The sequence below is a fragment of the Massilia yuzhufengensis genome (assembly GCF_900112225.1).
GTDB lineage: Bacteria > Pseudomonadota > Gammaproteobacteria > Burkholderiales > Burkholderiaceae_D > Telluria > Telluria yuzhufengensis.
In genome coordinates this window covers 136,450-161,302 of record NZ_FOLD01000008.1, presented here as the reverse complement: position 1 = coordinate 161,302, position 24,853 = coordinate 136,450, and the positions used below count along the sequence as shown (strand labels likewise).

General features: G+C 65.9%; 19 protein-coding genes. 8 read left to right on the top strand and 11 right to left on the bottom strand.

The genetic code is table 11. The annotated features are described in order from the left end of the window. Positions 1-8: 8 nt before the first annotated feature. From BM031_RS09575 to BM031_RS09565, 3 genes are read left to right on the top strand one after another with little or no spacing between them, the layout of a single operon-like run. Positions 9-863, top strand: coding sequence for a sulfurtransferase (locus BM031_RS09575; RefSeq protein ID WP_091874204.1), 855 nt, complete (start codon positions 9-11; stop codon positions 861-863). Between the two features lie 50 nt (positions 864-913). Further along, the gene (locus BM031_RS09570; protein ID WP_091874203.1) at positions 914-1,465 is read left to right on the top strand and encodes a hypothetical protein; all 552 of its coding nucleotides are present in this window, start codon (positions 914-916) and stop codon (positions 1,463-1,465) included. A gap of 8 nt (positions 1,466-1,473) precedes the next feature. Further along, positions 1,474-1,869, top strand: a complete 396-nt coding sequence (locus BM031_RS09565) for a Fur family transcriptional regulator (RefSeq protein ID WP_091874201.1) — start codon at positions 1,474-1,476, stop codon at positions 1,867-1,869. Here the strand turns inward: BM031_RS09565 and BM031_RS09560 are convergent. From BM031_RS09560 to BM031_RS09530, 7 genes are all read right to left on the bottom strand, one after another. Next, a complete protein-coding gene (locus tag BM031_RS09560; protein WP_091874200.1) occupies positions 1,862-2,245 on the bottom strand; it encodes a MerC domain-containing protein in 384 nt (127 codons plus the stop codon). The genes BM031_RS09565 and BM031_RS09560 overlap by 8 nt on opposite strands. Beyond that, positions 2,245-4,326, bottom strand: coding sequence for a TonB-dependent receptor domain-containing protein (locus tag BM031_RS09555; RefSeq protein ID WP_091874198.1), 2,082 nt, complete (start codon positions 4,324-4,326; stop codon positions 2,245-2,247). Before BM031_RS09555 ends, BM031_RS09560 begins: the two co-directional genes overlap by 1 nt. Positions 4,327-4,466: 140 nt before the next feature. Then, positions 4,467-5,204, bottom strand: coding sequence for a ZIP family metal transporter (locus BM031_RS09550; protein WP_229408738.1), 738 nt, complete (start codon positions 5,202-5,204; stop codon positions 4,467-4,469). A gap of 114 nt (positions 5,205-5,318) precedes the next feature. Continuing rightward, on the bottom strand, positions 5,319-6,200 hold the full coding sequence (locus tag BM031_RS09545; protein WP_091874194.1) for a dienelactone hydrolase family protein: 882 nt from the start codon (positions 6,198-6,200) through the stop codon (positions 5,319-5,321). A 102-nt stretch (positions 6,201-6,302) separates the two neighbouring features. Further along, complete coding sequence (locus BM031_RS09540) at positions 6,303-8,246, bottom strand: metallophosphoesterase family protein (protein ID WP_229408736.1); 1,944 nt, start codon at positions 8,244-8,246, stop codon at positions 6,303-6,305. A 90-nt stretch (positions 8,247-8,336) separates the two neighbouring features. Next, complete coding sequence (locus BM031_RS09535; protein WP_091874193.1) at positions 8,337-11,891, bottom strand: pectinesterase family protein; 3,555 nt, start codon at positions 11,889-11,891, stop codon at positions 8,337-8,339. Between the two features lie 30 nt (positions 11,892-11,921). Continuing rightward, complete coding sequence (locus tag BM031_RS09530; protein ID WP_091874191.1) at positions 11,922-12,512, bottom strand: PEP-CTERM sorting domain-containing protein; 591 nt, start codon at positions 12,510-12,512, stop codon at positions 11,922-11,924. 271 nt (positions 12,513-12,783) lie between these two features. Between BM031_RS09530 and BM031_RS09525 the strand changes: the two genes are divergently transcribed. Beyond that, positions 12,784-13,455, top strand: coding sequence for a PEP-CTERM sorting domain-containing protein (locus tag BM031_RS09525; protein ID WP_091874189.1), 672 nt, complete (start codon positions 12,784-12,786; stop codon positions 13,453-13,455). 181 nt (positions 13,456-13,636) lie between these two features. On the opposite strand, the gene polA is transcribed toward BM031_RS09525, so the two are convergent. After that, positions 13,637-16,411 carry a DNA polymerase I gene (gene polA / locus BM031_RS09520; RefSeq protein WP_091874188.1) on the bottom strand — a complete coding sequence of 925 codons (2,775 nt, stop codon included), beginning with the start codon at positions 16,409-16,411 and terminating at the stop codon, positions 13,637-13,639. Positions 16,412-16,597: 186 nt separating this feature from the next. Here polA and BM031_RS09515 point away from each other — a divergent pair, with 186 nt between their 5' ends. The 3 genes from BM031_RS09515 to BM031_RS09505 are packed head-to-tail and all read left to right on the top strand — an operon-like array spanning position 16,598 to position 18,873. Continuing rightward, entirely contained in the window at positions 16,598-17,092 is a 495-nt protein-coding gene (locus BM031_RS09515; protein WP_091874289.1) for a hypothetical protein, read from the top strand. Between the two features lie 51 nt (positions 17,093-17,143). Beyond that, complete coding sequence (locus BM031_RS09510) at positions 17,144-18,103, top strand: homoserine kinase (protein WP_091874186.1); 960 nt, start codon at positions 17,144-17,146, stop codon at positions 18,101-18,103. Beyond that, a complete protein-coding gene (locus BM031_RS09505; RefSeq protein ID WP_091874184.1) occupies positions 18,100-18,873 on the top strand; it encodes a BPSS1780 family membrane protein in 774 nt (257 codons plus the stop codon). The genes BM031_RS09510 and BM031_RS09505 overlap by 4 nt, the downstream gene beginning before the upstream one ends. Before the next feature lie 180 nt (positions 18,874-19,053). On the opposite strand, the gene BM031_RS09500 is transcribed toward BM031_RS09505, so the two are convergent. Both BM031_RS09500 and BM031_RS09495 read right to left on the bottom strand, forming a co-directional pair. Continuing rightward, entirely contained in the window at positions 19,054-21,372 is a 2,319-nt protein-coding gene (locus BM031_RS09500; RefSeq protein ID WP_091874182.1) for a UvrD-helicase domain-containing protein, read from the bottom strand. 81 nt (positions 21,373-21,453) lie between these two features. Then, positions 21,454-21,858 carry a GFA family protein gene (locus tag BM031_RS09495; RefSeq protein ID WP_091874181.1) on the bottom strand — a complete coding sequence of 135 codons (405 nt, stop codon included), beginning with the start codon at positions 21,856-21,858 and terminating at the stop codon, positions 21,454-21,456. A 198-nt stretch (positions 21,859-22,056) separates the two neighbouring features. On the opposite strand from BM031_RS09495, the gene BM031_RS09490 reads away from it, so the two are divergent. Next, positions 22,057-22,602, top strand: a complete 546-nt coding sequence (locus BM031_RS09490; protein ID WP_091874179.1) for an SRPBCC family protein — start codon at positions 22,057-22,059, stop codon at positions 22,600-22,602. A gap of 225 nt (positions 22,603-22,827) precedes the next feature. Here BM031_RS09490 and BM031_RS09485 read toward each other — a convergent pair whose 3' ends face one another. Beyond that, on the bottom strand, positions 22,828-24,645 hold the full coding sequence (locus tag BM031_RS09485; protein ID WP_091874178.1) for a M56 family metallopeptidase: 1,818 nt from the start codon (positions 24,643-24,645) through the stop codon (positions 22,828-22,830). Positions 24,646-24,853 lie beyond the last annotated feature (208 nt).

The window sequence follows — 24,853 nt, the reverse complement described above, 5'->3', positions numbered from 1 at the left end:
GGAGCACCATGTACACCACTTTGATCAGCGCCGCCGACCTGGCCGCACACATCGACGACCCGCACTGGGTCGTGGTCGACTGCCGCCATGACCTGATGAACCTGGCCGCCGGCCGCGACGGCTACGCCATCGGCCACCTGCCGGGCGCCGTCTTCGGCGACATCGAGACCGCGCTGTCGGGCCCCAAGCACGGGCCGGACGGCGTATTCCGCGGCCGCCACCCGCTGCCCGAGAAAGATGCGCTGGTCGAGACCCTGCGCGGCTGGGGCGTGAACGACGATTCGCAAGTGGTGGCCTACGACGCCCACGGCGGCATGTTCGCGGCGCGCCTGTGGTGGCTGCTGCGCTGGCTCGGCCACGAAGGCGTGGCGGTGCTCGATGGCGGCATGGCCGCCTGGCAGGCGCAGGGCCAGCCCTTGAGCACGGCGGCAGCAGCCAGGCCGCACGGCGCCATCACGGTGCGCGCACCGTTCGTGCCCACCGTGACGGTGCGCGACGTGATGGACAACCTGGAACAGGGCGAGCGCACCGTGATCGACGCGCGCGCGGCCGACCGCTTCCGCGGCGAGAACGAAACCATCGACCCGGTGGGCGGCCATATCCCGGGCGCGAAGAACCGCTTCTTCAAGGACAACCTGCAGGCTGACGGCCGCTTCAAGGATGCCGCTGCGCTGCGCAGTGAATTCGCGCCTTTGATCGATGATCCGAAGGCGGCGATCATGCAGTGCGGCTCGGGCGTCACCGCCTGCCACAACCTGCTGGCGCTGGAAGTGGCCGGCCTGCCCGGTGCGGCCCTGTACCCGGGATCGTGGAGCGAATGGGTGGCCGACGGCAGCCGTCCGGTCGCCACCGGTCCGGCCTGACCCGAAAGAGGCATCCCATGAAAAAAACAGCAGCGAGAGAAAAGCTATCCATGTCGGACCAAGAAACATCGAACGCAGCCCCAGCCGCCCTGGACATCCCCGAAGCGGTTGCCGCCGCCCTCACCGGCTGGGTCCAGCAGGTGGCCGAACAGACGGCAGCGCCGGTGCGCGAGGCGCTGGCCCAGCTGGAGACCGATGCGGCGGAACTGCGCGAAACCGGCGCCCAGCTGGAAGCGGCGCGCGACCAGGCGCTGGCTGCCTCCAGCGAGCACGAAGCGGAGATCGAACGCCTGACGGTCGAACTGCGCGACGCGCGCAAGCTGGCCACCGAGGCGCTGGTGAGCAAGGCCAAGGACCAGCTGGCGATCGACGGCAAGGATCGCCAACTGGCCGACCTGCGCTCGCAACTGGAACGCAACGTCACTGCCCAGGCCACCGAATCCGACGCCCGCCTGGCCGCCGAGATGGAACTGATCGGCGCCACCACCGCGCGCGACAATTTCGAAGCCGAAGTCAAAACCCTGCGCGCGCAGCTCGACAAGTCGTATGCCGAGCGCAGCGCGCTGCGCGGCGAGCTTGAAGCCCTGCGCACCAGGAAGTAAGCCCCGCCATGGAACGCAACACGCGCCAGCGCAAGGCCATCCACCAGTGCATCCAGGACGCCGGGCGCCCGCTGTCGCCGCAGGAAATCCTGGAAAGCGCGCAAGGAGCCGTCCCGGGCATCGGCCTGGCCACGGTGTACCGCACCATCAAGTCGATGCTGGAGGCGGGCGAGATCACGACCGTCTCGCTGCCGGGAGGTGGCGACCGCTATGAAATCTCGGGCCACGGGCACCACCACCATTTCCATTGCCGCTCGTGCGACAAGGTGTTCGAGGTGCACGCCTGCCCTGGCGACATGCAGAAGCTCACGCCCGAGGGCTTCGTGCTGGAGTCGCACGAGCTCACGCTATACGGCCTGTGCAATCAATGCCGTGACGTCGGCGGAAAACCCGCCGTCAGCTAGCGCAGTCCTTGCAGTAGCGGTGGTTACGCAGGTGCGCGCCGATCAGCAAGACACTGCTCACCACCGCCACCACCGTCTCCGCCACCTCCCCCCAGCGCGGTCCGACCACGAACACCGCCACCAGGAACGCCCCCAGCCCCGCCCCTCCCAGCAGCACTGCCGCCGGATCGCGGTGCTTCAGGTAGCCCGGCACCAGCGCCAGCAGCACCGGCGCCGTCACCGCGAGCAGCAGCATGTCGTGCAGCGCATGATGCGAGCCGCCCAGGCCCAGCAGCGGAAACGCGGCCAGCACCAGCGGCATCGCCAGGCAGTGCACCAGGCACAGGGTCGATGCCGCCATGCCGGCATAGTCGGCGAACCGGATCAGCGACTTCATCAGAAAATCAGGCGCAGGCCCGCCGTCAGGTTGCGCCCCGGGAGCGGCGCGGCCGCCTTGATGAAGGAGGTGTGGCTGAAGGCCAGCTCATTGGTCAGGTTGTTCACCCGCGCGTAGAGCTGGGCCGGCACGCCGCCGATGCGGGTGGTGTAGTGGGTGCCGAGGTTGAGCATGTTGTACCCGCTGGTCTGGCCTTCGAACTGCGCCACCTTGTCCTGGGTGCCGACGCGCACCAGCTCCACCATGCCGTGCCAGGCCTGCCAGTGCGCGTTCAGGCGCGCGCCGATGCGCTGCGACGGAATGCGCGGCAGGTTGCAGCTGCCCTCTCCTTCATCGAAGCGTGCGCGCACGTAGTCGCCGAACAGGGTGCCTTCCAGCGCCGGGGAAAACTTGTGGCGCAGCTCCCCTTCCAGGCCGGTGAAGATCGCGTCGCGCTGGGCGTATTCGACCAGCTGGAAGCCTTCGTGATTATCCAGCGTGCGGGCGTAGATGTAGTTGTCGACGCGGTTGTGGAAGGCGCTGAGCGAGTACGTCGTGTCGCCTTCGAACTTGCGCAGGGTGAGGTCGAGGTTGTTCGAGGTTTCCTTGCCCAGGTTCGCGTTGCCGACCTCGTAGGTGCTGGTGGCCAGGTGCACGCCGTCGGCGTACAGTTCTTCCGCGGTGGGCAGGCGGCGGCTGCGCGCGACCGAGGCGCGCAGCGAGTACTGCGGCTGGAACTTCCACACGGCGCCCACGGCGACCGAGGTGCCGCGCGCGTCGGTATCGCGCTGGGTGGCGCTGTCCACCGCGATGTCCTGCCACTCGTGGCGGGCGCCAGCCTCGAAACGCCAGTCGGCCAGCTTGTATTCTTCGGTGACGAAGAGCGCATGCTTTTTCGTGACGGTCGGCGGCACGTAGGCTTTCTCGCCATCGGTACTGAAGTCGCGCCGGGTGGTCTGCGCACCCACGACACCGCGCCAGCCGCCAAGGGGTACATGTTCCAGCTCGACGCGCGCATCGTGCGCCTTGTTGTTGAAGCTGGTGGCGACGACGCCCTCTTCCAGTTCGTCGTGGCGGTAATCGCTGAACGACGCGCGCAGGCGCGCCCTGGTGATGCCGGCCACCGGGTTGCTATATTCGCCGCGCACGTCCCAGCGGTCGCTGTCCAGCTTCACCATCGGGACTTCTTCGGCGCCGTGTTCGTGCGCATGGTCGTGTTCTTCGCCCTCTTCCTCGTGGCCGTGGCCACCGCAGTGCAGGTGGTCGCCATGCGGGTGGCAGCTGCCGAATTCGTGGCTGTGGCCGGGAATGCCGTATTCGGTACGCTCCTTGGTAAATGCCGCACCCAGGTAGCCGCGCTCGCCCACCCACGACAGGCCCACGCTGCCGGTTTCGCTGTCCTTGAAGCTGCCGGCCACGCGGCCGCCATCGGCCCAGCCCTTGCCGACCCGGTATTCGCCCGCGTCGCGCTTGACGCCTTCCGCGTGGACGGCCACATTGCCGGCCCCGCCGGTGAGTTCGAACGCGCCGGTCTTCTCGCGCGCCACCGAATTGGCGCGCATTTCCATGCTGCCCTCCACCGCCTTGCTCGGCACCTGAGTCGGGATCTTGCGATCCAGGATATTCACCACGCCGCCCACCGCGCCGCCGCCATAGGCCAGCGCCGACGGGCCGCGCAGCACTTCGATGCGCTCGGCCAGCACCGGTTCGAACGCCACGGCGTGGTCCGGGCTGATGGTGGAAGCATCCTGGATTTCCGAGCCATCCGACAGGATCTTCACGCGCGGGCCGTCCATGCCGCGGATGACCGGGCGGCTGGCGCCGGCGCCGAAGTGGCTCGAGGTGATGCCGGGCTGGTTGTTCAGGGTTTCGCCCAGGGTCGATTCGCGCGCCCGCACCAGCTCACCGCCGGAAAGCGAGGTCACCGGCGTGATCATGTCGTCGCCCAGCAGGCCCAGCGCGCTGGCCGAGATCACCACCGTCGGCACGCTGTCCGGGTCGGCGTGCACGCGCCTGGCGTCGGCCTGCGCCTGGGCGGCCGGGGCGAAGGCAAACAGGATCGCCAGCGCGAGCGGCGTGCGTTGGAGGATTGATGCGGGCATGGGGCGTCCTTTCCGGTGAGTGGATGCGCAGCGATTGCCGCTGCTTTTGGTAATGATAAGCCATTATCATTAAACACTCAACAGGCAAGCGCGTGCATCGCCACCATTCCGGAATGGCCGCCCGGGAAAATCAGGAAGTGTCAGTAGGCGTGGTTCAGCGCCAGCACGATGCCCACGCCCAGCAGGATCAGGAATACCTGCGGCACCGATTCCTTGACGGTGGCGCGGCGCTGCATCTGCGGCATCAGGTCGCTCACCGCGATGTAGATGAAGCCCGACGAGGCGAACACCAGCACGTAGGGAATCAGGCCGCTGGCTTTATCGAGCGTGAAGTAGCCGAGCAGGCCGCCCGCGACCGCCATCAGGCTGCACAGCAGGTTGAACACATAGGCGCGCAGGCGCGAGAAGCCGGCATTGAGCAGCACGATGAAGTCGCCGATCTCCTGCGGGATTTCATGCGCGACGATGGCCAGCGCGGTGACGATGCCCAGCTCCGGGTTGGCCAGGAAGGCCGCGGCGATCAGGATGCCGTCGGTGAAGTTGTGCATGGCGTCGCCGAGCAGGATCATCCAGCCCGACTTGCCCGCCTGGTGGGCGTCGTGCCCGTGCGCGTGGTGGTGGCCGTCGCCTTCGTGGTGGTGCGAGTGGCGCAGGATCGCCAGTTTTTCGAGCACGAAGAAGGCCAGCAGGCCGCCCAGCAAGGTGGCGAACAGGCTGCGCGTGTCGGCGCCCGACTCGAAGGCCTCGGGCAGCGCATGCAGCAGCGAGGTGGCCAGCATGATGCCGACCGACAGGCTGACCATCCGCTCGACCACTTTCGACAGCAGCGTGAACGAAAACACGGCAGCGCCGGTGATGCTGGCGACGCCGGCGATCACGGTCGCCAGCAGGATGGAGGAGAGAATGGGGTCGATTTGAAAATCTCTTGTTCTGGTCTTGCGAGTGCCGCAAACCGGGCATTGTAACCTGCCCGGCCCTGCGGCCGTGCGAGATCAGGCCACGCCGTGCTTGCCGAACCAGGCCAGCGCCTTGCTCCAGCCGTCCTTCGCATCGTCGGCGTTGAAGCTCGGACGGTAGTCCGCGTGGAAGGCGTGCCCCGAGTTCGGGTACACATGGATCGTCGAGCGGCTGTTGCCGGCGTCGAGCGCCTTGCGCATGCGCTCGACCGATTCCAGCGGAATACCGCCGTCCTTGGCGCCGTACAGGCCCAGTACCGGGACCTTCAGGTTCTGGGCCACGTCGATCGGGTGCTTCGGCTGCAGCGGGTTGGACTCCCCCACCAGGCGGCCGTACCAGGCCACGCCGGCTTTCACGTCCGGGTTGTGCGCCGCGTACAGCCAGGTGATGCGCCCGCCCCAGCAGAAACCGGTGATCCCCAGCTTGTCGGTGTTGCCGCCGCGCTGCTTGGTCCATTTCACGATGGTGTCGAGGTCGAGCATGACCTGGGCGTCCGGCACCTTGGAGATGATGTTCTTCATCAGGTCCGGCATCGGTGTCTTGGTCGCGTCGCCCTGGCGCACGAACAGGTCCGGCGCCACGGCCAGGTAGCCGGCCTTGGCGAAGCGGCGCACCACGTCCTTGATATGTTCATGGACGCCGAAGATCTCGGAGATCACCAGCACCACCGGCAGGTTGGTGCGGTCCTTGGGCTGGGCGCGGTAGACCGGGACATCCTGGCCGTTGACCAGGACGATGTGGTCGCCCGCGTCGAGGCCTTCGGTACTGGTCTGGATTTGCGTCTGCGCCACCACCGGCAGTGCGGCGACGGCAAAGCCGCTGCCGGCGGCCGCCTTCAGGAACACGCGGCGATTGACGCCGTCTTCGAACGCGCTGGCGGACAACAGGCTTTCTGCATCGCTGATGAGATCTTTCATGTGCTCCCCTGGGACAGTGTTGGACAGGCTTGCAATAGTAGCAAAGTCCGAAGGGGCGCGCGCTTGCTGTTCGGTGCTGGGCGGGCCAATGCGGAATCGGTCTTACACCGAGGGCGGCTCCGGCGCCAGGAACCGGGTCGACGGCCGGCCATCGGCGTTGTGCTGCACGATGCGCAGCGGCCGCCCTTCCCCATCGAGCCACACCTGGCCGATGCCGGCGCCGTTCCAGACACGCTCGCCATGCTGGCGGGCGTCGGGCAGGTAGGGCGTGAGGGCGAGGTCGCGGCGCTGGGTGAACCAGTTCAGCGGCGAGCGCGGGGAGTACAGCCAGCGATTGCCGCGATCGAGCCAGTCGAGCAGGCGGCGCGGGAATTCGTTCTTGATGCCGCTGCTGGTGATCTGCCAGATATGCGGCGCGCGCTCCGAGTCGCGCACCTCGGCATCGTAGGCGAACGAGTAGTGCACGTCGCCCGACAGGACCACGTAGTTGCCCGGGGTGCGGGTATGGCGGAAGATATTGAGCATGCTGCTGGCGGCGCCGCGATGCGCCATCCAGTTCTCGGCGTCGACGGTCAGGGCCAGTCCGGCGAAGGTGGCGACGCTTTGCACCACCTCGATCAGCTTGACCCCGAACATGGGCGTCGGCGAGACGATCACGGCGGCCGTTTCGTCGAGCAGCTCGTGCTGCAGCTCGGTCAGCGATTCCCAATCCATCAGGCCCGACGGATGGCCGGGCCGGCGCCGGTTGCGCCAGCGCCGGGTGCGGGTATCGAGGACGATGACCGTGGGCTTGGTGCGTACGACGAAGTCCCACCGGTGGAAGGCCAGCAGGCGCGTGACCAGCGCGTCCTGCAGCGCTGCGTCGAGCCGGTCGTCATGCGCGGCGGTGTCCGCCAGCGCCGACAGGTCGTCCAGCGCCGCTCCGAACACATCGGGGCGGTTGCCCCAGCCCTGGCACAGCATGTAGGCGATCAGCGCATTGCCCACGATGCGGCGCGAAAACGGGTGCCCGTAGGCGGTGGCTTCCCACTTGGCCGACAGGTTCCAGTCGTCGGTGATGTCGTGGTCGTCGAAGATCATCAGGGTCTGCACGTGCGCCAGCAGCCGCGCAACCTGCGGCAGGTCGCGGCGAAAGCCCGCCAGCGCCTGCGACTCGCGGCGCCAGCGTTCCCGGTGCCTGGGCTCCAGCGCGGGCGGCGGCGCATCCGCGACCAGTTGCCATGGAACGGGCGACCAGGCCAGCAGGTACATGGCCATCACCTCGGCCAGGGTAACCAGGTGGTTGTGCGCATTGGCGGTCGTGAAGATCGGCTTTTCGCTGCCGCCGAAAAAGCGGTCGCGCAGCGCATCATTGGACTTCACCGCCGGCAGCAGCTCGACGCGCCGGTAGTAGCTGGCCTGGTGGCGGTACAGCGCCTCGCTGTCGGCCACCACCGCGCCGTCCAGGCGTTCGCCATACAGGCCCAGGCGCCGGATAAGCGCGTGGATCGCCGCCAGCATCGGTCCCGCCACGTCGTCGGCATAGACCTGGTCGCCGCACAGCATGAGGAAGGCCGGCCGCTCGGCGGCCTGCCTGGCGTGGTCGGCCACCAGGGCGTCGGCACGCGCCAGGCCGTCAGGCGCGGGGTGGTGCGGCTTGCGGCAGGAGCCGAACAGGATATTGTCGCTGCGGCTGCGCAGCACCAGGTTGGGGCGCGCCGCGCCGGCATGCAGCAGGTGCGGCGCCCATTGCGCGATACCGGCCTGGGCGCCATCGTCCTGCGTCACCAGCAAGTCGTATTCGATGATCGTGTCTTGCGGCAGCGGCTCGTCCAGCACCACGTCGATCAGGTGCACGCAGGCGTGGCGGCCGAAGCGCAGCACGCGGCAGTTGCGCGCGTCCAGCTGCAGGCGCAGCGGCGCACCGGCTTCGGGCGCCAGCACCAGCGTCAGCGCAAGCGGCGCGCTGCCGACCAGCCACAGTACCAGGCGGCCCGGTTCCAGGCGGCGCAGGAGTGGACCGGCAAGGACGGGTGGCAGGCGCTCGGGAACTGGAGTCTGGGTCAATCGGTGCACGACACTGGTTTGATGAACAAACCAGTGTAGCAGACAGGCCGGAGGCTTCGAGCACGCCTAACGAACATCCGGCCGACCCGGTCACGGCTGAGGATTCCACCCCGCCCCGTTGCCATACCCCGCAAACACCTTCTCGCGCGTGGCAAACCGGTTCGTCACGTCGGTATCGCTCAGGATGAACCCTCCCACCCGCGCCGCCAGGTTCAGCGGATTGCCGGCCATGTCGGTCGTCCCGTACTCGCGCCAGCCCGCGTCGGCACGCGCCACGACAGGATTCGGCGCCGGCTGCGAGTTCACGCCCTGCCCTGCCCAGCCGGCTGGCGCCACATGGGTATCCATCTTGCAGTTGATGAAGGCGATGTTGTCCCAGCTGCTGGTACCACCGGGGCTGCGCGCCAGGTAGGTGGCCCCGTTGGGAACATCGCCACGCAGCGGCCCAGGACCGCGCCCATGGGTCAACGCACTATTCAGGAACACGTAGCCGATGTCGCTGCTGGAGCCCACCCTCGCCTGCAGCACATAGCCGCCACTGCTCGCGTTGGCGCTGTCGCCCACAGAACGGATCTCACTCTCTTCGAACAGGGCCGCGCGGCTGCTGCCCCAGATGAAGTCGACGTTCCCTTCCACCAGCGTGCGGTAGAACCAGGACCAGCCCTTCAGGTTGAGCGTGTCCTGCTCGCTGTAGAAGCTGGCGTCCTTCGCCACCAGCCGGCCATCGTTGCTGTTGAAGTAGATGGTTTCGGCCTGGGCCGAGATACTCGGCGAGCGGATGGTGGTGTTCTTCAGGCTCAGGGTCTCGAGGCTGAGCATGTCCGAGGCCTCCACCAGCATCACCGCGCGCCCGCCCGACGTGCCCGCCGACGAGCCGGCCTGGCTGCCGCCGGTACCCGGGTTCAAGGTGTCGTGGTTGGTGTACGAGATCATCACCCCGTCGCGGCTTTCGCCCTTGATGGTGACCTTGTCCTTGCCGTTCAGGTAGAGCAGTTCCTCGTAGCTGCCGTTACGCACGTTGATGGTCACCGGGTCCGCTTTCGCGAAGCGCTGCATCGCGTGATTGAGCGCGCCCTGCACGGTGCGGAAGTCGGCCTCGCCGTCGTCGTCCACCGTCACGCTGCTCGCCGCCGCCGGCGCGGCCCGGGTGGTAAAGGTCCACCCCGCCGCCTTGCCCAGGCCGACGAAGGGCGTGCCGCCCAGGCTGGTGTTGGTGAACACGCCATCGGCGATCGCCACGTAGTACTCGGTGCCGGGAGCCAGCCGGTTACTGTGCGGCTTGATGGTGACGGTGTTGCCGACGATGCGGATCGGCGTGGTGTTCACCTTTCTCACCAGCGCCTGGCCTTCGTAGCCCAGCGCGTCCGTCTCGCCGCCCAGGCGGATGACGTCGACCAGCGCATCGTCGAGCTTGCGGAAGATGCGGATGCTGCCGCTGGTACCCAGGGTCGGCGGCCGGTCGAATACCAGCTTGAACGAAGTATCGGCGTGTACCGCCGCATCCAGCGGCGCCGGCTGGCTGGCGCCCTGCAGCGTGTACAACTGGCTCGGCTGCATGAACTGCGGCGCGATGGTCGCGGCGATCGTGCGCGTGATCGACGGCTCCGAACCGCTGCGGATCACGACGTTGGCCTTGCCCGCGCCCACCGCGGTGAGGGTAACGTTGTTGCCGCTGGTCGCCACCGCCACCACGGCCGGGTTGCTGGACTCCACGCTGAAGCTGTCCGGCTGGTTGTCGCTGGCCACCGCCGTCACCTTTACCTGGTAGGGCGCGTCGCCGACTTCGGCCGACCAGGCCAGGCCGGCCGGATCGACATTGAGCTGCACCGGTTTCAGGCGCGGGTCGCCCACGCGCACGTCGTCGATCATGAAGGTCTTGTTGGCGGTGTACAGGCCAATCAGGCCGCGCGCCGCGAACGAGTTGTCCGTGACCGAACCCATGGCCCGGCCGTCGAGGTAGACAGTGAGCGTACTGCCGATCATCTCGAAGCGCACCGTGTAGAACTGGGCATCCATCTCGATCGGCGCGCGCGCCTGGCGCGGCCGGGTCAGCACATTACCCAGCATCCTGGCGATTTCCACCTGGGTGCTGGCGGTGCTGGCCTGCACATTCAGGCCGGCGCCGTACCAGTTGGCCGCATCGACGTAACGCGTGACGAGATACAGCAGCTTGTTGCCGGTGGTGCCGTTGGTCATGGGGCGGATGCGCGCCTCGACGTAGTAGTCGCCCGAGGGTACGCCACCGAAGGCGCCCGGCTTGACCAGCGCCAGCACGCCGCCGGTACTCGCGGCCGTGTACTGCAGCACCTTGTTGTCGCCGCCAACCACTTCCTGCTTGACGCTGAAGGCGCCGTTCGGGCCCGTTACCGGCAGCAGGTTCCACTTGGCGCTGGTGCCGTCCTGGAAGTCGTCGCAGAAGTACAGGCCGGTAGCCGGGCAGGCCAGGGTCGGGCCCTGGTCCAGCGTGACCTTGCCGGTACCGGTGATGGCGGTGCTGATCTTGCCGACGCCGGCTTGCGCCAGCGCGTTGGCCTTCACCAGCGCCACGGGCCGCGCCGTGAACGCATAGGGCGGGGTCCAGGTGACGGCGTTCGAGACCGAGCAGGCGTTCAGCAGAGCGCCATTGAGCAGCGATCCCGAGTCCTTGAAGAAGCCGGGGTTGGCGCTGCTCATGTTGGTCACCACCTGGTCGCAGCGCTGCGCGCCGGCGATCTCGAACACGTTGTTGTTCGACAGGATCTTGGCGGCCTTGCCGGCGGCGACGCTGACGCTGTGCGCATACGGCGACGCGGTCTTGCTGCCGACGAAGTAGTTGTTGAAGACGTGGACCTGGCCGAAGCGCACGCGCGGAGCGCGCTGGACGATGTCGCGGTAGACGTTGTTGCTGAAGCTGACGCGCAGCTTGCCTTCGTCGGCGGTGGCCGAATCGCTGCCGCCCACCAGCGAGTTCTTGTCGTGCTGGCCGAAGACGTTGTATGACACCGTCACGTAGTCCGACGCGTTGGTGATGTCGAGGGCGCCGTCGTGGCACTGCTTCTTCTTGCCGTTCTCGATGGGCAGGAAGTTGTCGGTCAGCGGCACATCGGTGAAGGTGACGTGGTCGACCCACACATGGTGCGAGCCGGCGACGCCAATCGCGTCGTATGCGGAATTCCAGTTGCCGGTGGCCCCGTCCGTTGGGTCCCACACCGGCTCGACGTCGCAGGGCGCGACGATCTTGAGGTTGCGGATGATGACTTGCGCGACGTTCGACAGCAGCACGGTGCCGTTGACGATGCCCGCATTGGCGTCGGCCCCGATCAGGGTGGTATTGCTGCGCAGGCGAATCGCGCCGCGCGCGGCCTGGTCCGCGGTCGAGGTGTAGGGCTTGCCCTCGCTCATGTCGACCGTGCCGACCAGCTTGATGATCTTCGGGTTGTCGCCGCCGTTGGCCAAGGCCGCCAGCAGTTCGGCGCGCTTGGTCACGGTATAGATATTGTCGGTGCTGGCGGCCGAGCCGCCGACGGTGCCGCCGGCCTGGCTGGCCCAGCCGTCGGCGGGCGCCGCCTGGCGTGCCGGGTCGGTTGCCGCGAGTGCGGGCAGGCCCAACATGCCGACCAGCACGAGGGCGGCGCGTGCGGATGCCTTGAAACCTGGATGTTTCATGTGAGTCTCCTGGAACAGGATGAAAGGGGCTTAGCGTTGTGCCGCGCGGTTGCGGCGCCGTGCGAGGGCGAAACCGGTCAGGCCGGCGAGCGCCAGGCCGATGCTGCCCGGCTCCGGCACGGCAGCAGCAGCGTCGATCTGCGCCGAAAACACGCCGATCTCGCTGTTCCAGGACACCGGGGACAGGTCGATCGCGAAGCTGTGCCCGTTCAGCACGGTCAAGGCAGGCAGGCCGGTGACGCCGCTGGTATCGAGCCAGCTAAAGCCACCAATCCGCTGGGCGAAGTCGGCGCCGAAATCGAAGGCCAGGCGGTAGTTGCCTGGGTCCGGCAAGGTCGCGTTGAGCATGACGGTCAGGATACCGTCGGTGGAAAAGTCGATCCCGAACAGGAAGTCGCTGGTCAGGAACTCGACGCCGCCCGTGCCAAAGGGATCAATCGCGGTCGTGTTGCTGCCGGGTTCGGCGGCGAAACCGTAGTCCAGTCCGAACACGCCTTCGGGCGCGCCGTTATAGGTGCCGGTAATGGTGCTGCCTTGCAGGGAAATCGGTGCGGCGCCAGCCTGGGTTGCCGTGAGCGCCGCCGCCAATACCAGTGTCTCCAATATGATTTTTGTTTTCATTTCTTGGTCCTGTTTGGTCGATGGAAACCAACTGCCGAACGTGGCAGTGGCACGGACAGGTTAGCATAAATGAATCAAATTTGGTCGGACCATTTCTTGTTTTGGTTGGGCCGAAATGCCGAAAGAAACGCTCACCAAGACACAAATTACGCATGGGAAATTAAATTCCTGTCGGAATACTTTACAGCTGACAAGCCGCGTAACCTGCAGGCCACCGGGATTCCGGGCCACCTGGACAGCGACCTACCAGGGCAGCTTCGACGCCTCCGCATTGCTGAAGACGCGCCATACCATCAACAGCCTGCAGTTTTCCTTTGTCTTCATCGACGATGGCGACACGGTGGTGTACACCACCGGTCCGAGTTTCGCCTCGGCCTCGAGCAGCCAGACCCTGAAACCCGATGCCAAGACCTCGATCGAGACCAGCGAGCGCACCGTCACGACGCCACGCTACGGCGTGGGCGAGCGCGAATCGGTGAAGCTCTCGTTCGATGGCGCCAGCTTTACCGGCGCGACCGCCGCCGTCTACAGCAGCAGCACCATCCCGACCGCCACCTCGAGCCCGAGCCAGGTGCAGTACGTGCGCAGCACCACGGGCGCGAGCTGCACCGCGACCCAGTGGCTCAAGGGCCAGGTGAACTGCCAGCAGATCACCCGGACCGCGGTGACCCACTATGAAACCGCCATCTCGTCCACCGACTACACCGGCCAGATCGCGCTCGAAGGCTCGCTCATGAGCTACAACGCGCTGATGGCCGGGCTGGTGAAGAACGGGAAGCTGGATTTCAACATCCAGGCGATGGGCGACATCGACCTGGCCAGCGCGACGCTGGACATGGATATCGATATCCTGGGAAGCGACGTGCCTGAACCGGCGTCGGGAGCCCTGGTGGGGATTGCCCTGCTGGGCATGGCGGGAGTGCGGGGCAAGAATCGCGCTTGAAACGCGCCCCCTGCCTTGAAACGTCGTCCCGGCGCAGGCCGGGACCCAATTCCGTCGCTCAGTGAATACGCAAGTGCTAGTGGGTGCGCACGCACACTTGGGTCCCGGCCTGCGCCGGGACGACGGATCGAACGGTGGTGGTACTACCGGAGGTATCGGCTGAACAGGTTCACGCCCATGCTCAATGCGCCCGCTCCCAGTTCGGCCCCACCCCCGTCTCGGCCACCAGCGGCACGTTCAGCGTCGCCACACTGGCCATCAGCTCCGGCAGCTTCACGCGCACCAGTTCCAGTTCCGCTTCCGGCACCTCGAGCACCAGTTCATCGTGCACCTGCATGATCATGCGCGTGGCCAGGCCGTCTGCCTCCAGCCAGCCCTGCACCGCGATCATCGCCAGCTTGATCAGGTCCGCCGCCGTGCCCTGCATCGGCGCGTTGATCGCCGCGCGTTCGGCGCCGGCGCGGCGCGGGCCGTTCGGTGAATTGATCTCGGGGAGCCACAGGCGGCGGCCGAACACGGTTTCGACGTAGCCGCGCGCCTTGGCCTGCAGGCGGGTCTCGTCCATGTACTGCTTGACGCCGGCGAAGCGGGCGAAATAGCGGTCGATGTAGCTGGCCGCGGCGCCGCGTTCGATACCCAGGTTCTGGGCCAGGCCGAAGGCGCTCATGCCGTAGATCAGGCCGAAGTTGATCACCTTGGCGTAGCGGCGCTGTTCGCTCTGCACCTCGGCTGGGGCGATGCCGAAGATCTCGGCGGCGGTGGCGCGGTGGATGTCTTCGCCATCGGCGAAGGCCTTCAGCATCGCCGGGTCGCCCGAGATATGCGCCATGATGCGCAGCTCGATCTGCGAATAGTCGGCCGACACGATCACGCTGCCCGGTGGCGCAATGAAGGCTTCGCGGATGCGGCGTCCTTCGCTGGTGCGCACCGGGATGTTCTGCAGGTTCGGCTCGTTCGACGACAGGCGGCCGGTAATCGCCACCGCCTGCGCGTAGTTGGTGTGCACGCGGCCGGTCTGCTGGTTGACCATCTTGGGCAGCTTGTCCGTATACGTCGACTTCAGCTTGGACATGCCGCGGTATTCAAGCAGGATCTTCGGCAGCGGGTAGTCTTCGGCCAGCTTCTGCAGCACTTCTTCATCGGTCGACGGCGCGCCGGTGGCGGTCTTCTTGATGACGGGCAGCGCCAGTTTGCCGAAGAAGATTTCGCCGATCTGCTTGGGCGAACCCAGGTTGAACGGGCCGCCGGCCAGTTCATAGGCCTGCTGCTCCAGTTCGAGCATGCGCGCGCCCAGTTCCGACGACTGCACCTGCAGCAGCTCGGCGTCGATCAGCACCCCGTTGCGCTCGATCTTCTGCAGCACTTCCATGGTCGGCATCTCGATGTTGCGGTAGATGTAGTTCAAGCCCTTGTCGGCTTCCACATGGCCCAGCATCGCGCCGTGCAGGCGCAAAGTGATGTCGGAATCCTCGCCCGCGTATTCGGTGGCGCGGCCCAGCTCCACCTGGTCGAAGCAGATCATGTTGGCGCCCTTGCCGCACACATCGACGAAGGGAATCGTGGTGTAGCCCAGGTGGCGCATCGCCATGGTGTCCATGTCGTGCGGCTTGTGCGACTCGAACACGTAGGACTGCAGCAGGGTGTCATGCACGATGCCCTTGAGTTTGACCCCATGGTTCTCGAAGATGTGCATGTCGTACTTCAGGTTCTGCCCGAGCTTCGGTTTGGCCGGATTTTCCAGCCACGGGCGCATGCGTTCCAGCACGTGCTCGCGCGCGAGCTGGTCCGGCGCGCCGGCGTAACGGTGGGCCACCGGGATGTAGGCGCCCTTGCCCGGCTCCACCGACAGCGAAATGCCGACCATCTGGGCCGTGAGCGGGTCGAGCGAGGTGGTTTCGGTATCGATCGAAGTCAGTTCGGCCGCGTCGACCAGCGCCAGCCACTTGTCCAGTTGTTCGTCGGTGAGGATGGTCTCGTACTCGCCCTTGATGATGGCCATGCCCGGCAGCGTGTCGGACGCGCCTTCCGGCGAATTGAGCGGCCCGCCGCCCGCAGCGCTGCCCCGCGCAGGGGCCACGGCGCCATCGGCGCGCCCCGCCCCGCCCAGGTCGCGCAGCATGGTCTTGAAGCCGTAGCGCTGGAAGAAGTCGCGCAGCGCTTCCGCGTCTTCCGGACGGCCGACCAGGGTTTCCTCGAACGACACGATGTGGTTCACCAGGTCGCAGTCGGTCTTCACGGTGATCAGTTCGCGGCCCTTGGGCAGCCATTCCAGCGCCGCGCGCAGGTTCTCGCCCACCGCGCCGGTGATCGCATGGGCGTTCTCCACCACGCCGTCCAGCGAACCGTGCAGGGTCAGCCACTTCACGGCCGTCTTCGGGCCGCACTTGTTCACGCCCGGGATATTGTCGACGGTGTCGCCAATCAGGGTGAGGTAGTCGATGATGCGGTTCGGCGGAACGCCGAACTTGGCGACCACGCCGGCTTCGTCGAGTTTTTCGTTGCTCATCGTATTGATCAGCATGACGCGCTCGTTGACCAGCTGGGCCAGGTCCTTGTCGCCGGTCGAAATCACGGTCTTCATGCCGCGTGCGTAAGCCTGCACGGCCAGGGTGCCGATCACGTCGTCGGCTTCCACGCCTTCGACCATCAGGATCGGCCAGCCCATGTGGCGCACCACTTCGTGGATCGGTTCGATCTGCTTGCCCAGGTCTTCCGGCATCGAGGCGCGGGTGGCCTTGTAGTCGGCGTACAGGTCGTCGCGGAAGGTCTTGCCCTTGGCGTCGAACACGCAGGCGATGTAGGCCGCCGGGAAGTCGGCGCGCAGGCGGCGCAGCATGTTGACCATCCCGTGCATGGCGCCGGTCGGGAACCCGTCCGGGCTGCGCAGGTCGGGCAGCGCGTGGAAGGCGCGGTAGAGGTAGCTGGAACCGTCAACGAGCAGCAGGGTATTTTCCATAGGGCGACGTATATAAGTGAGGCGAATCAGAGCCGGCGCGGGGCGCGCCAAAGTGTCCGGCATTATCGCAGAATCGCGTTACGCAAAGCACAAGGCATTGCAGGGCCTGCTGTTTAAATACGCACACTTTTCACAGGGAAGCGTGTCAGTTTGTTACAATGAACCAAACGACACAAGGTGACCATCATGTTGCGCACATCTTCCCGCCTGAAACTCCTGACGCTGTGCGTCTTCGCCCACGCCGGACTGGCTGCGGCGCAAGCCCAGCAGGCGCAGCAACAGCCGGCCCAGCAGCAACAGCGCCCGAGCCAGGCGCCGCCCCAGCTCGAGCGTATCGAGCCAGGCAGCGACGTGCCAACCACCACCATCCCGCCGCGCGAGCGTACCCGCATCACCGAAAAGCGGAACAATAGTGGTGCGGTCACCGAAGTAGAAGTGCAAAGCGGCAAGAGCCGCTACATCATGAAACCCAACGTTGCACCTGGTAACGCCCAACCCGGCGATGCCCAGAGCAGCGCGATCCGCGCCCCACAATGGCAGGTCATGGAATTCGACCTCGGCAACCCGAAGAAACAGGCCGCGACCGGCGAGCCTGTCAGTCCGGCGCCGGCCAAGCCCGGCGTGCCCGCGCGCGCCGATGCCCCGCCGCCGCCGCCGCTGGAACCTGTCGAGAAAAAATAATCCTGCGCTGCCGGCGGTCCGGCAGCCGACCCTCACCTTTGTTACTGGCACATGGCAGTTTTCACCGCGGTCACACTGGACGACCTTTCCCAGTGGATCAAGCAGTTCCCCCTCGGCGACGCCCTCGCGCTCCAGGGCATTTCTTCCGGCATCGACAATAGCAATTTCTTCCTCACCACAGAACGTGGGGAATTTGTCCTGACCATCTTCGAGAACCTCGGCTTCGAGCAGTTGCCCTTCTACGTCCAGCTGATGCGCCACCTGGCCGAGCGCGGCATTCCCGTGCCCGCACCGGTCCCGAACGCCAGCGGCGAACTGGTGGTCACCCTGCACGGCAAGCCGGCCATCATTGTCAGCCGCCTGAATGGCGCCTCGCAGATGGACCCGCAGCCGGTGCACTGCGCCGAAGTCGGCACCATGCTGGCGCGCATGCACCTGGCCGGGCGCGATTTTCCAATGACCCAGCCCAACTTGCGCGGCCTCGACTGGATCACGGCCACCGCGCCGCAGGTGCTGCCCTTCCTGTCGGAACCGGAAGCGGCGCTGCTGCGCAACGAAGTGACGTTCCAGGGCGATTTTGCCGCGACCCAGGCCTATGGCGCGCTGGCGCGCGGTCCCGTGCATGCCGACCTGTTCCGTAACAACGTCATGTTCGAGGGCGAGCGCCTCACCGGCTGCTTCGACTTCTACTTCGCCGGCGTCGATACCTGGCTGTTCGACGTCGCCGTCACCGTCAACGACTGGTGCATCGACCTGGCCACCGGCGAGCTGGATGAAGCACGCGTGCAGGCCCTGCTGGCCGCCTACCACGCCGTGCGCCGGTTCACGGCCGAAGAACAGACCGCATGGCAAGCCATGCTGCGCGCCGGCGCGCTGCGCTTCTGGCTGTCGCGCCTGTATGATTTCCACCTCCCGCGTGCCGCAGAAATGCTCACGCCCCACGACCCCACCCACTTCGAACGCATCCTGCGCGAGCGCATTGCCCGGCCCGCGCACCCCCTCCCCGTATGAATTCAATTCCCGCAATCACCGGTTGGCACTGGCTCAAGCAAGGCGCCGGCCTGTTCCGCAAACAGCCCGCCGCGCTGACCACCCTGCTGTTCGCGAACATCCTGATCAGCATCGGCATCAGCGCCGTGCCGCTGCTCGGGCCCATGATTGCGGTGGTGCTGATCCCCTCGTTCTCGATGGCCTTCATGCGCGCCTGCCTCATGATCGAGAACGGCGAGCGGGTCTCGCCGGCGGTGCTGCTGACGGGTTTCCGCAAGCCGGTGGTGCGGGAATTGTGCAAGGTGGGGCTGATCTACCTGGGCGTGTCGCTGCTGATGGCCCTGGTCACGCGCTTCGCGGTCGATCCGGGCTTCTGGGAACAGGTCGCGCGCCAGGGCCGCGAAGGCGGGCAGCCGCAGGTGGCCGGTTCGGACGTGCTGGCGATGTTCGTGATCTTCGGGCTCGACGTCGCGGTCCTGATGGCGCTGTGCTTCGCCGCGCCGCTGACCTACTGGCAGAAAATGGGGCCCGGCAAGGCGGTGTTCTACAGCTTCTTCGCCGTGGTGCGCAGCGCCCGCGTGTTCATCGTGCTGCTGCTGGCGTGGTTCGCGATTTTCTTCGGGATCTGCATGGTGATCACCCTGCTGCTCGGCGCGTCGAATATGACGCGGGTGGTGATCATGTGGCTGATCTTCCTGTTCATCCTGCTGCTGCAGTGCGCGATGTATGCGGGGTACAGGCAGATTTTCGGGAAGCCGGCGGATGGGGTGGCGGTTAATCTTGCCAAATAACTAGGCCGTTCTACGCTGACCTAAAAACCGTCGTTCCGGCGAAGGCCGGAACCCAATTTTTGCGATCAGCCGCTGAAGCGACTTGCGGACGAGAAATTGGATCCCGGCCTGCGCCGGGAGTCATGGGCGCCAGTGGCGCGCATGACAACTCAACTGCTAGTGGTCTATTCGGACTCCACTTCAGCGCCCCACCCGCTCCAGCTTCGCCACCGACAAATCCAGCACCTTCATCCCCGCCTTACCAAAGTTGATCTGCGCCCGCGCAGCGCCCGCCCCGCCTTCGATATTCACGATCACGCCCTCGCCGAACTTGGCGTGCGCCACCGATTCGCCCACGCGCCAGCCGGAGCCGTTGCCGTTGGCGGACTTTTGCGAAATCTGCTGGGCGATGCGGTTGTCGGTGCCGTTGCGGAATTCGGCGTCGTCCCAGGCGGTCTGCGACTTGCGGCCGGCGAACCAGCTGGTTTGCACGCGCGGCGACAGCCACTTGAGCGATTCCTCGGGCAGCTCGTCGAAGAAGCGCGATTTCATGTTGAAGCGGGTCTGGCCGTGCAGCATGCGCTGCTGGGTAAAGCTCATGTACAGGCGACGCCGTGCGCGCGTGATCGCCACGTACATCAGGCGGCGCTCTTCATCCACGCCTTCGGTTTCACGGGCGCTGCTCTCGTGCGGGAACAGGCCTTCTTCCAGGCCGGTAATGAACACCGCGTCGAATTCCAGGCCCTTGGCCGAGTGCACCGTCATGAGCTGCATTGCGTCCTGCCCGGCCTGGGCCTGGGCGTCGCCGGCTTCCAGCGAGGCATGCGACAGGAAGGCCGACAGCGGCGACATGACGGTGGGCAGCGCCGCGTCGGAATCAAACACTTCGATGCCGTCCTGGTTCAGGATGGCGTCGCCGGCCTGCGGCAGCGCCTGCGGGCCCAGGTGGGCCGGGGCGCCCTGGCCGAAGCCTTCTTCCTGCACGAACTGGGTGGCCGCATTAACCATCTGCTCCAGGTTTTCGATGCGGTCGGCGCCTTCTTTTTCCTTTTGGTAAAAATCCAGCAGGGTACTGCGCTCCAGCACCACGCGCACCATTTCGGGCAGCGCCAGTTGCTGGGTTTCAAAGCGCGCCGATTCCACCAGCTTGACGAAGTTGCCGAGCGACGTGCCGGCCTTGCCGGTCATGTAGGGCACCGCCGCGAACAGCGAGACGCCATAGGTGTCGGCCGCCATCTGCAGCTGCTCGATCGAGCGCACGCCGATGCCGCGGGTAGGGAAGTTCACCACGCGCAGGAAGGCCGAATCGTTGTGCGGGTTATCCATCAGCTGCAGGTAGGCGATCGCGTGCTTCACCTCGGCGCGCTGGAAGTAGCGCAGGCCGCCATACACGGTGTAGGGAATGCCGGCCGCGAACAGCGCATGCTCGATCACGCGGCTTTGCGCGTTGGAGCGGTAGAGGATCGCGATTTCCTTGCGCAGCAAGCCCTCGCCCATCAGGCTCTTGCTCTCTTCAATGATCCATTGCGCTTCTTCGAGGTCGCTGGAGGCTTCGTAGACGCGCACCTGCTCGCCCTGCCCCGCATCCGTGCGCAGGTTCTTGCCCAGGCGCTTGGTGTTGTTGGCGATCAGGAAGTTAGCGCTGTCAAGGATATGGCCGTGCGAGCGGTAGTTCTGTTCCAGCTTGATCAGGTTCTCGACGCGGAAATCGCGCTCGAAAGCCTGCATATTGCCGACGTTGGCGCCGCGGAAGGCGTAGATGCTCTGGTCGTCGTCGCCGACGGCGAAGATGGCGCCGCCGCCCTCTTCGCTGTGGCCGGCCAGGAGCTTGAGCAGGTTGTACTGCAGATCATTGGTATCTTGGAACTCGTCGACCAGGATGTGGCGGAAGCGCATTTGATAGTGGTGGCGCAGCGGTCCGTTGCGCGCCAGCAGCTCGTACGAGCGCAGCAGCAGTTCGGCGAAATCGACCACGCCTTCGCGCTGGCATTGCTGGTCATACAGTTCGTACAGCTCGACCATCTTGCGCTCGATCGGGTCGTAGGCCTCCACCGCATGCGCGCGCAGGCCCTGGTCCTTCGCGTTGTTGATGAAGTACATCAGGTTCTTGGCCGGGTACTTCTCGTCGTCGACATTCGCCGCCTTGAGCATGCGCTTGATGAGCGAGAGCTGGTCTTGCGAGTCGAGGATCTGGAAGGCTTGCGGCAGCGCCGCATCCTTGTAGTGCGTGCGCAACAGGCGGTTGCACAGGCCGTGGAAGGTGCCGATCCACATGCCGCGCGTATTGATGGGCAGCATGGAAGACAGGCGGGTCAGCATCTCCTTGGCCGCCTTGTTGGTAAACGTCACCGCCATGATCCCGGCAGGCGATACCTGGCCGGTCTGGATGAGCCAGGCGATACGCGTCGTCAGCACGCGGGTCTTGCCGGAACCGGCGCCCGCAAGGATCAGGGCGCTCTGCGACGGCAGGGTGACAGCGGCAAGCTGCTCGGGATTGAGGTTATGGAGGAGATTCTGCATCCGCCCATTATACCGCCGGGTTTACTGTATGCCCATCCAGCTTTACAAACGGGCGCGGCGCTGCCCGAGCGTACTTTGCCGCTATTGCCCGGCCGATCGGGTTGTCGGATATTCCGGCAGGCCGTCGTGCAGGTCCATCCAGGCCAGGCGGCTGCGCACGAAGGTGTGGTCGCGCGGCGGCACCTGTTGCGGGTCGTCGAGCGATGCCGTGGCGATATCGAGTTCTTCCGGCCAGCGCGCATCCTCGAAACTCAGCGTGGTCCCGCATTCGCGGCAGAATCCCCGCAATACCTGCGGGCTCGACGCAAGACGCAGCGGCTCGCCACGCGTATAGCGAAAGTCGGCGCGGCGTGCGCTGAACCAGGCCACCGCCGGCGCCCCCGATACCTTACGGCAATCGGTGCAATGGCATAGCGTGCTGTTGAAGACCTCGCCGGTCACTTCGTAGCGAACTGCACCGCAGAAACATCCTCCCTGCAAGTTCATCTCGATCTCCTCTGGAGCGGTGAAAAACCGTGCTCATCAGTATAGGCCATGCGCCGCCATCCCATCCTTTCGCGCGCCGCCTTGTTATCTTTTCGCTTATTTTAACGACAGATGCAAGGCAGATGGAGTGGCCTTCGCACCCTACTCATGAAGCGGTCATGCAAGCAGACCGGCTTCCCAACCCTAAGGAGAAACCCCATGCTCAATCGCGTCGTTACTGTTGCCGCACTCGCCGTCGGCGGCCTGCTGCTGTCGAAGAAACTGAAGAAGGACAAAGGCTTTGGCGCCAGCTCGTCGATCGCGGAATCTGTCGAGGTCAATGTGCCGGTCTCGACGGCCTACAACCAGTGGACCCAGTTTGAAGATTTTCCGCAGTTTATGAAAAGTGTGAAGGAAATCCGCCAGCTCGACGACAAGCACCTGCACTGGCGCGCCAACGTGGCCGGGGAAGAAAAGCAGTGGGATGCCGAGATCACCGAGCAAATCCCGGACAAGCGCATCGCCTGGCGCAGCACCAGCGGCGTGAAAAACGGCGGCGTGGTCACCTTCCACAAGATCTCGGACACCTGCACCCGCATCATGCTGCAGATGGACTACGAGCCGGACGGCGCGCTGGAGAAGCTGGGCGACGCGGTCGGCGCGGTGCGCATGGAGGCGCGCGCCAACCTGACGAATTTCAAGGAATTGCTGGAGAAGCGTGGGTCGGAAACCGGTGCGTGGCGTGGGAAGGTGGCGCAGCACTAAGTGAGTTGGAACGCCGCCGGGTGACGGCTGACGGCGTTTAGTTACACTGAAAACCGTCGCCCCGGCGCAGGCCGGGGCCCAGGTTGAGCGTGGCGATTGCTCGTGCAAATTGGGCGGAACAATGCCAGTGGCATTGTTCCGGCCTGCGCCGGAAGTCGTAGGTGCCAGTGGCGCGTACGACGTTCTTGTGGCAACAATAGAAGGGATTCGCCAGATAGTTCAGGCCTACCCCGCCTGCGGCACCGGCTTGGCCAGCCCCTTCTCCCGCGCTTCGCGAATCAAGCCCCGCACCGTCTTGTCGGCCGCCTTGCTCTCGCGCTCCATGTCCTTGCCCAGCACGCCCATGCGCTTGCCCAGCACGTCCATCGGTTTGCCGGCTTCTTCCATGCGTTTGCCGATCGTTTCCATCGACACTTGCGCCTGGCGCATGCCGGGGCCGTTGTGGACCTGGCCCATCTCATTTCCCGCGGCAGACATTTGATCGCCCAGCTCGCTCATGCGCGCCGAATAGCGGTCACGCTCGACATCGGTTGTCGCGCCTTCGAACTGCTTGCCCAGCGCTTCCATCTCTTCGCCAAGCTTCTTCATGCGGCCTTCGATCGCGCGCATCCTGCCCTCGTCGGGCTTGAAGCCGCGCGCGGCGACGTCCATTTCCTTGCCGAGCGCATCCATCTTCTTGCCGTGCACATCCATTTCCTTGCCCAGCACGTCCATCTGCGCGCCCAGCTTGTTGACCGGCGCCCAGGCGGCATCGATACGGGCCAGGACAGACGGGTCTTGTACGTAATAGGCCTGGCCGCCTTCGCGGAACCACAGGAAGTCGCCGCCGATGCGGCGCCTGGCTTCCTTCACCTCGTCCCAGTCGTCGCTGCTGCCACTCATGGTCATGCCCTTGTCATTGGCGCGCACCATCGAATACGACGCTTCCCTGCCCATGCTGCGGGTGACGCGCCGTTCGGCGACGGCCTGGCGCTGCGGCGCAGGTTCAGCGCGGGGGGCGGCTTGCGGCGCCGGCTCGGGGCGCGGGTCGGCGGCATGGGCCGGCGTGGCCCAGGAATAGAACGCGGCGCAGGTGGCCAGGCCCAGGATGGGCAGGGCCAGTTTCCAGTTCAGCGGTTCGGTCTCAGGGCGGACCAGGCGTTTGATGCGTGACATAAGGTTTCCTCCATGTGCTGCTGGGGCAAGTTGCGGGGTGAACTGGAACAGGTCCAGTTCGGACAATGCAAGTGCCAGGCGCCGCGGTTCGCCAAGCGTGCTTGCGGCTACATCATCTGCAATCTGTTCGCGCTCTTCGCGGATCCGGTTCGACAGCCACCATACGGCCGGGTGGTAGAACAGCAGGATCTCGATCGCGCTCTGGATCAAATTCACTACGTAGTCACAGCGCCGGACATGGGCCAGCTCGTGCGCCAGCAGCGCTTCGAGCAGCTGCGGCGGCATGCCCGACACCAGCGATGCCGGCACCAGCACCACCGGACGCCACCAGCCGGCCGTCACCGGGCTGGCCAGGTCGTCCACCAGGCCCAGCGTGACGCGGCGGGCGATGCCCATGCCGCGCGCCATGCTGTCCAAGCGCGCCTGCCACACCGGGTCGAGCCGATACTGGCCCGGCTTGCTGCGCCGGCGCACCCAGGCCAGCCCGCACACCATGCGCAGCGCCAGCACGCCGGCGCCGATCGCCCAGCACAGCACCACCATTGGCAGGCGCTCCTGCAGCGCCATCTCCCAGACGGCGACGCGGCCGGCGTCGATCATCGCGGCCGGCGCCGCCGACGCCAGGCCGGCCACCTGCCCCGCCGCTATCGGCAGCAGCGTGGTCACCGGGGCGGCATCGGCGTGTGCGATGCGCTGCACGGTTCCCGCCAGCGGCAGGGCCACGCACAGCAGCAGCGCGCCGCAGGCCATGAGGTAGCGCGCTTGCGGGCTGGCCTTGCGCATCAGCGCCAGCAGCAGTGCGCAAGCCCAGCCGACCAGCAGCCCCTGCCACAGGAAGTCGATCAGCGCCCAGGCCAGGGCCGGCGCAGCAAGGTCCAGCAGGTTCATCGGGAGGTCTCCGCTATCGTTGGAATCTAGATTAAAAGTTCTAGATAAAATTGTCTAGAACTTTTTTTCTACTTTGTGCCGTCCCGGTTCACGCGGGCTGGCGACAGGTGAACTCTAGGCGCGCACGCGAGCAGCAGCCAGCCTGGTGCGACAGGCGGCAAGATTGGCGGTACAGGATGGATTGGGCAGGCCAGGACGGCCCGCCCGG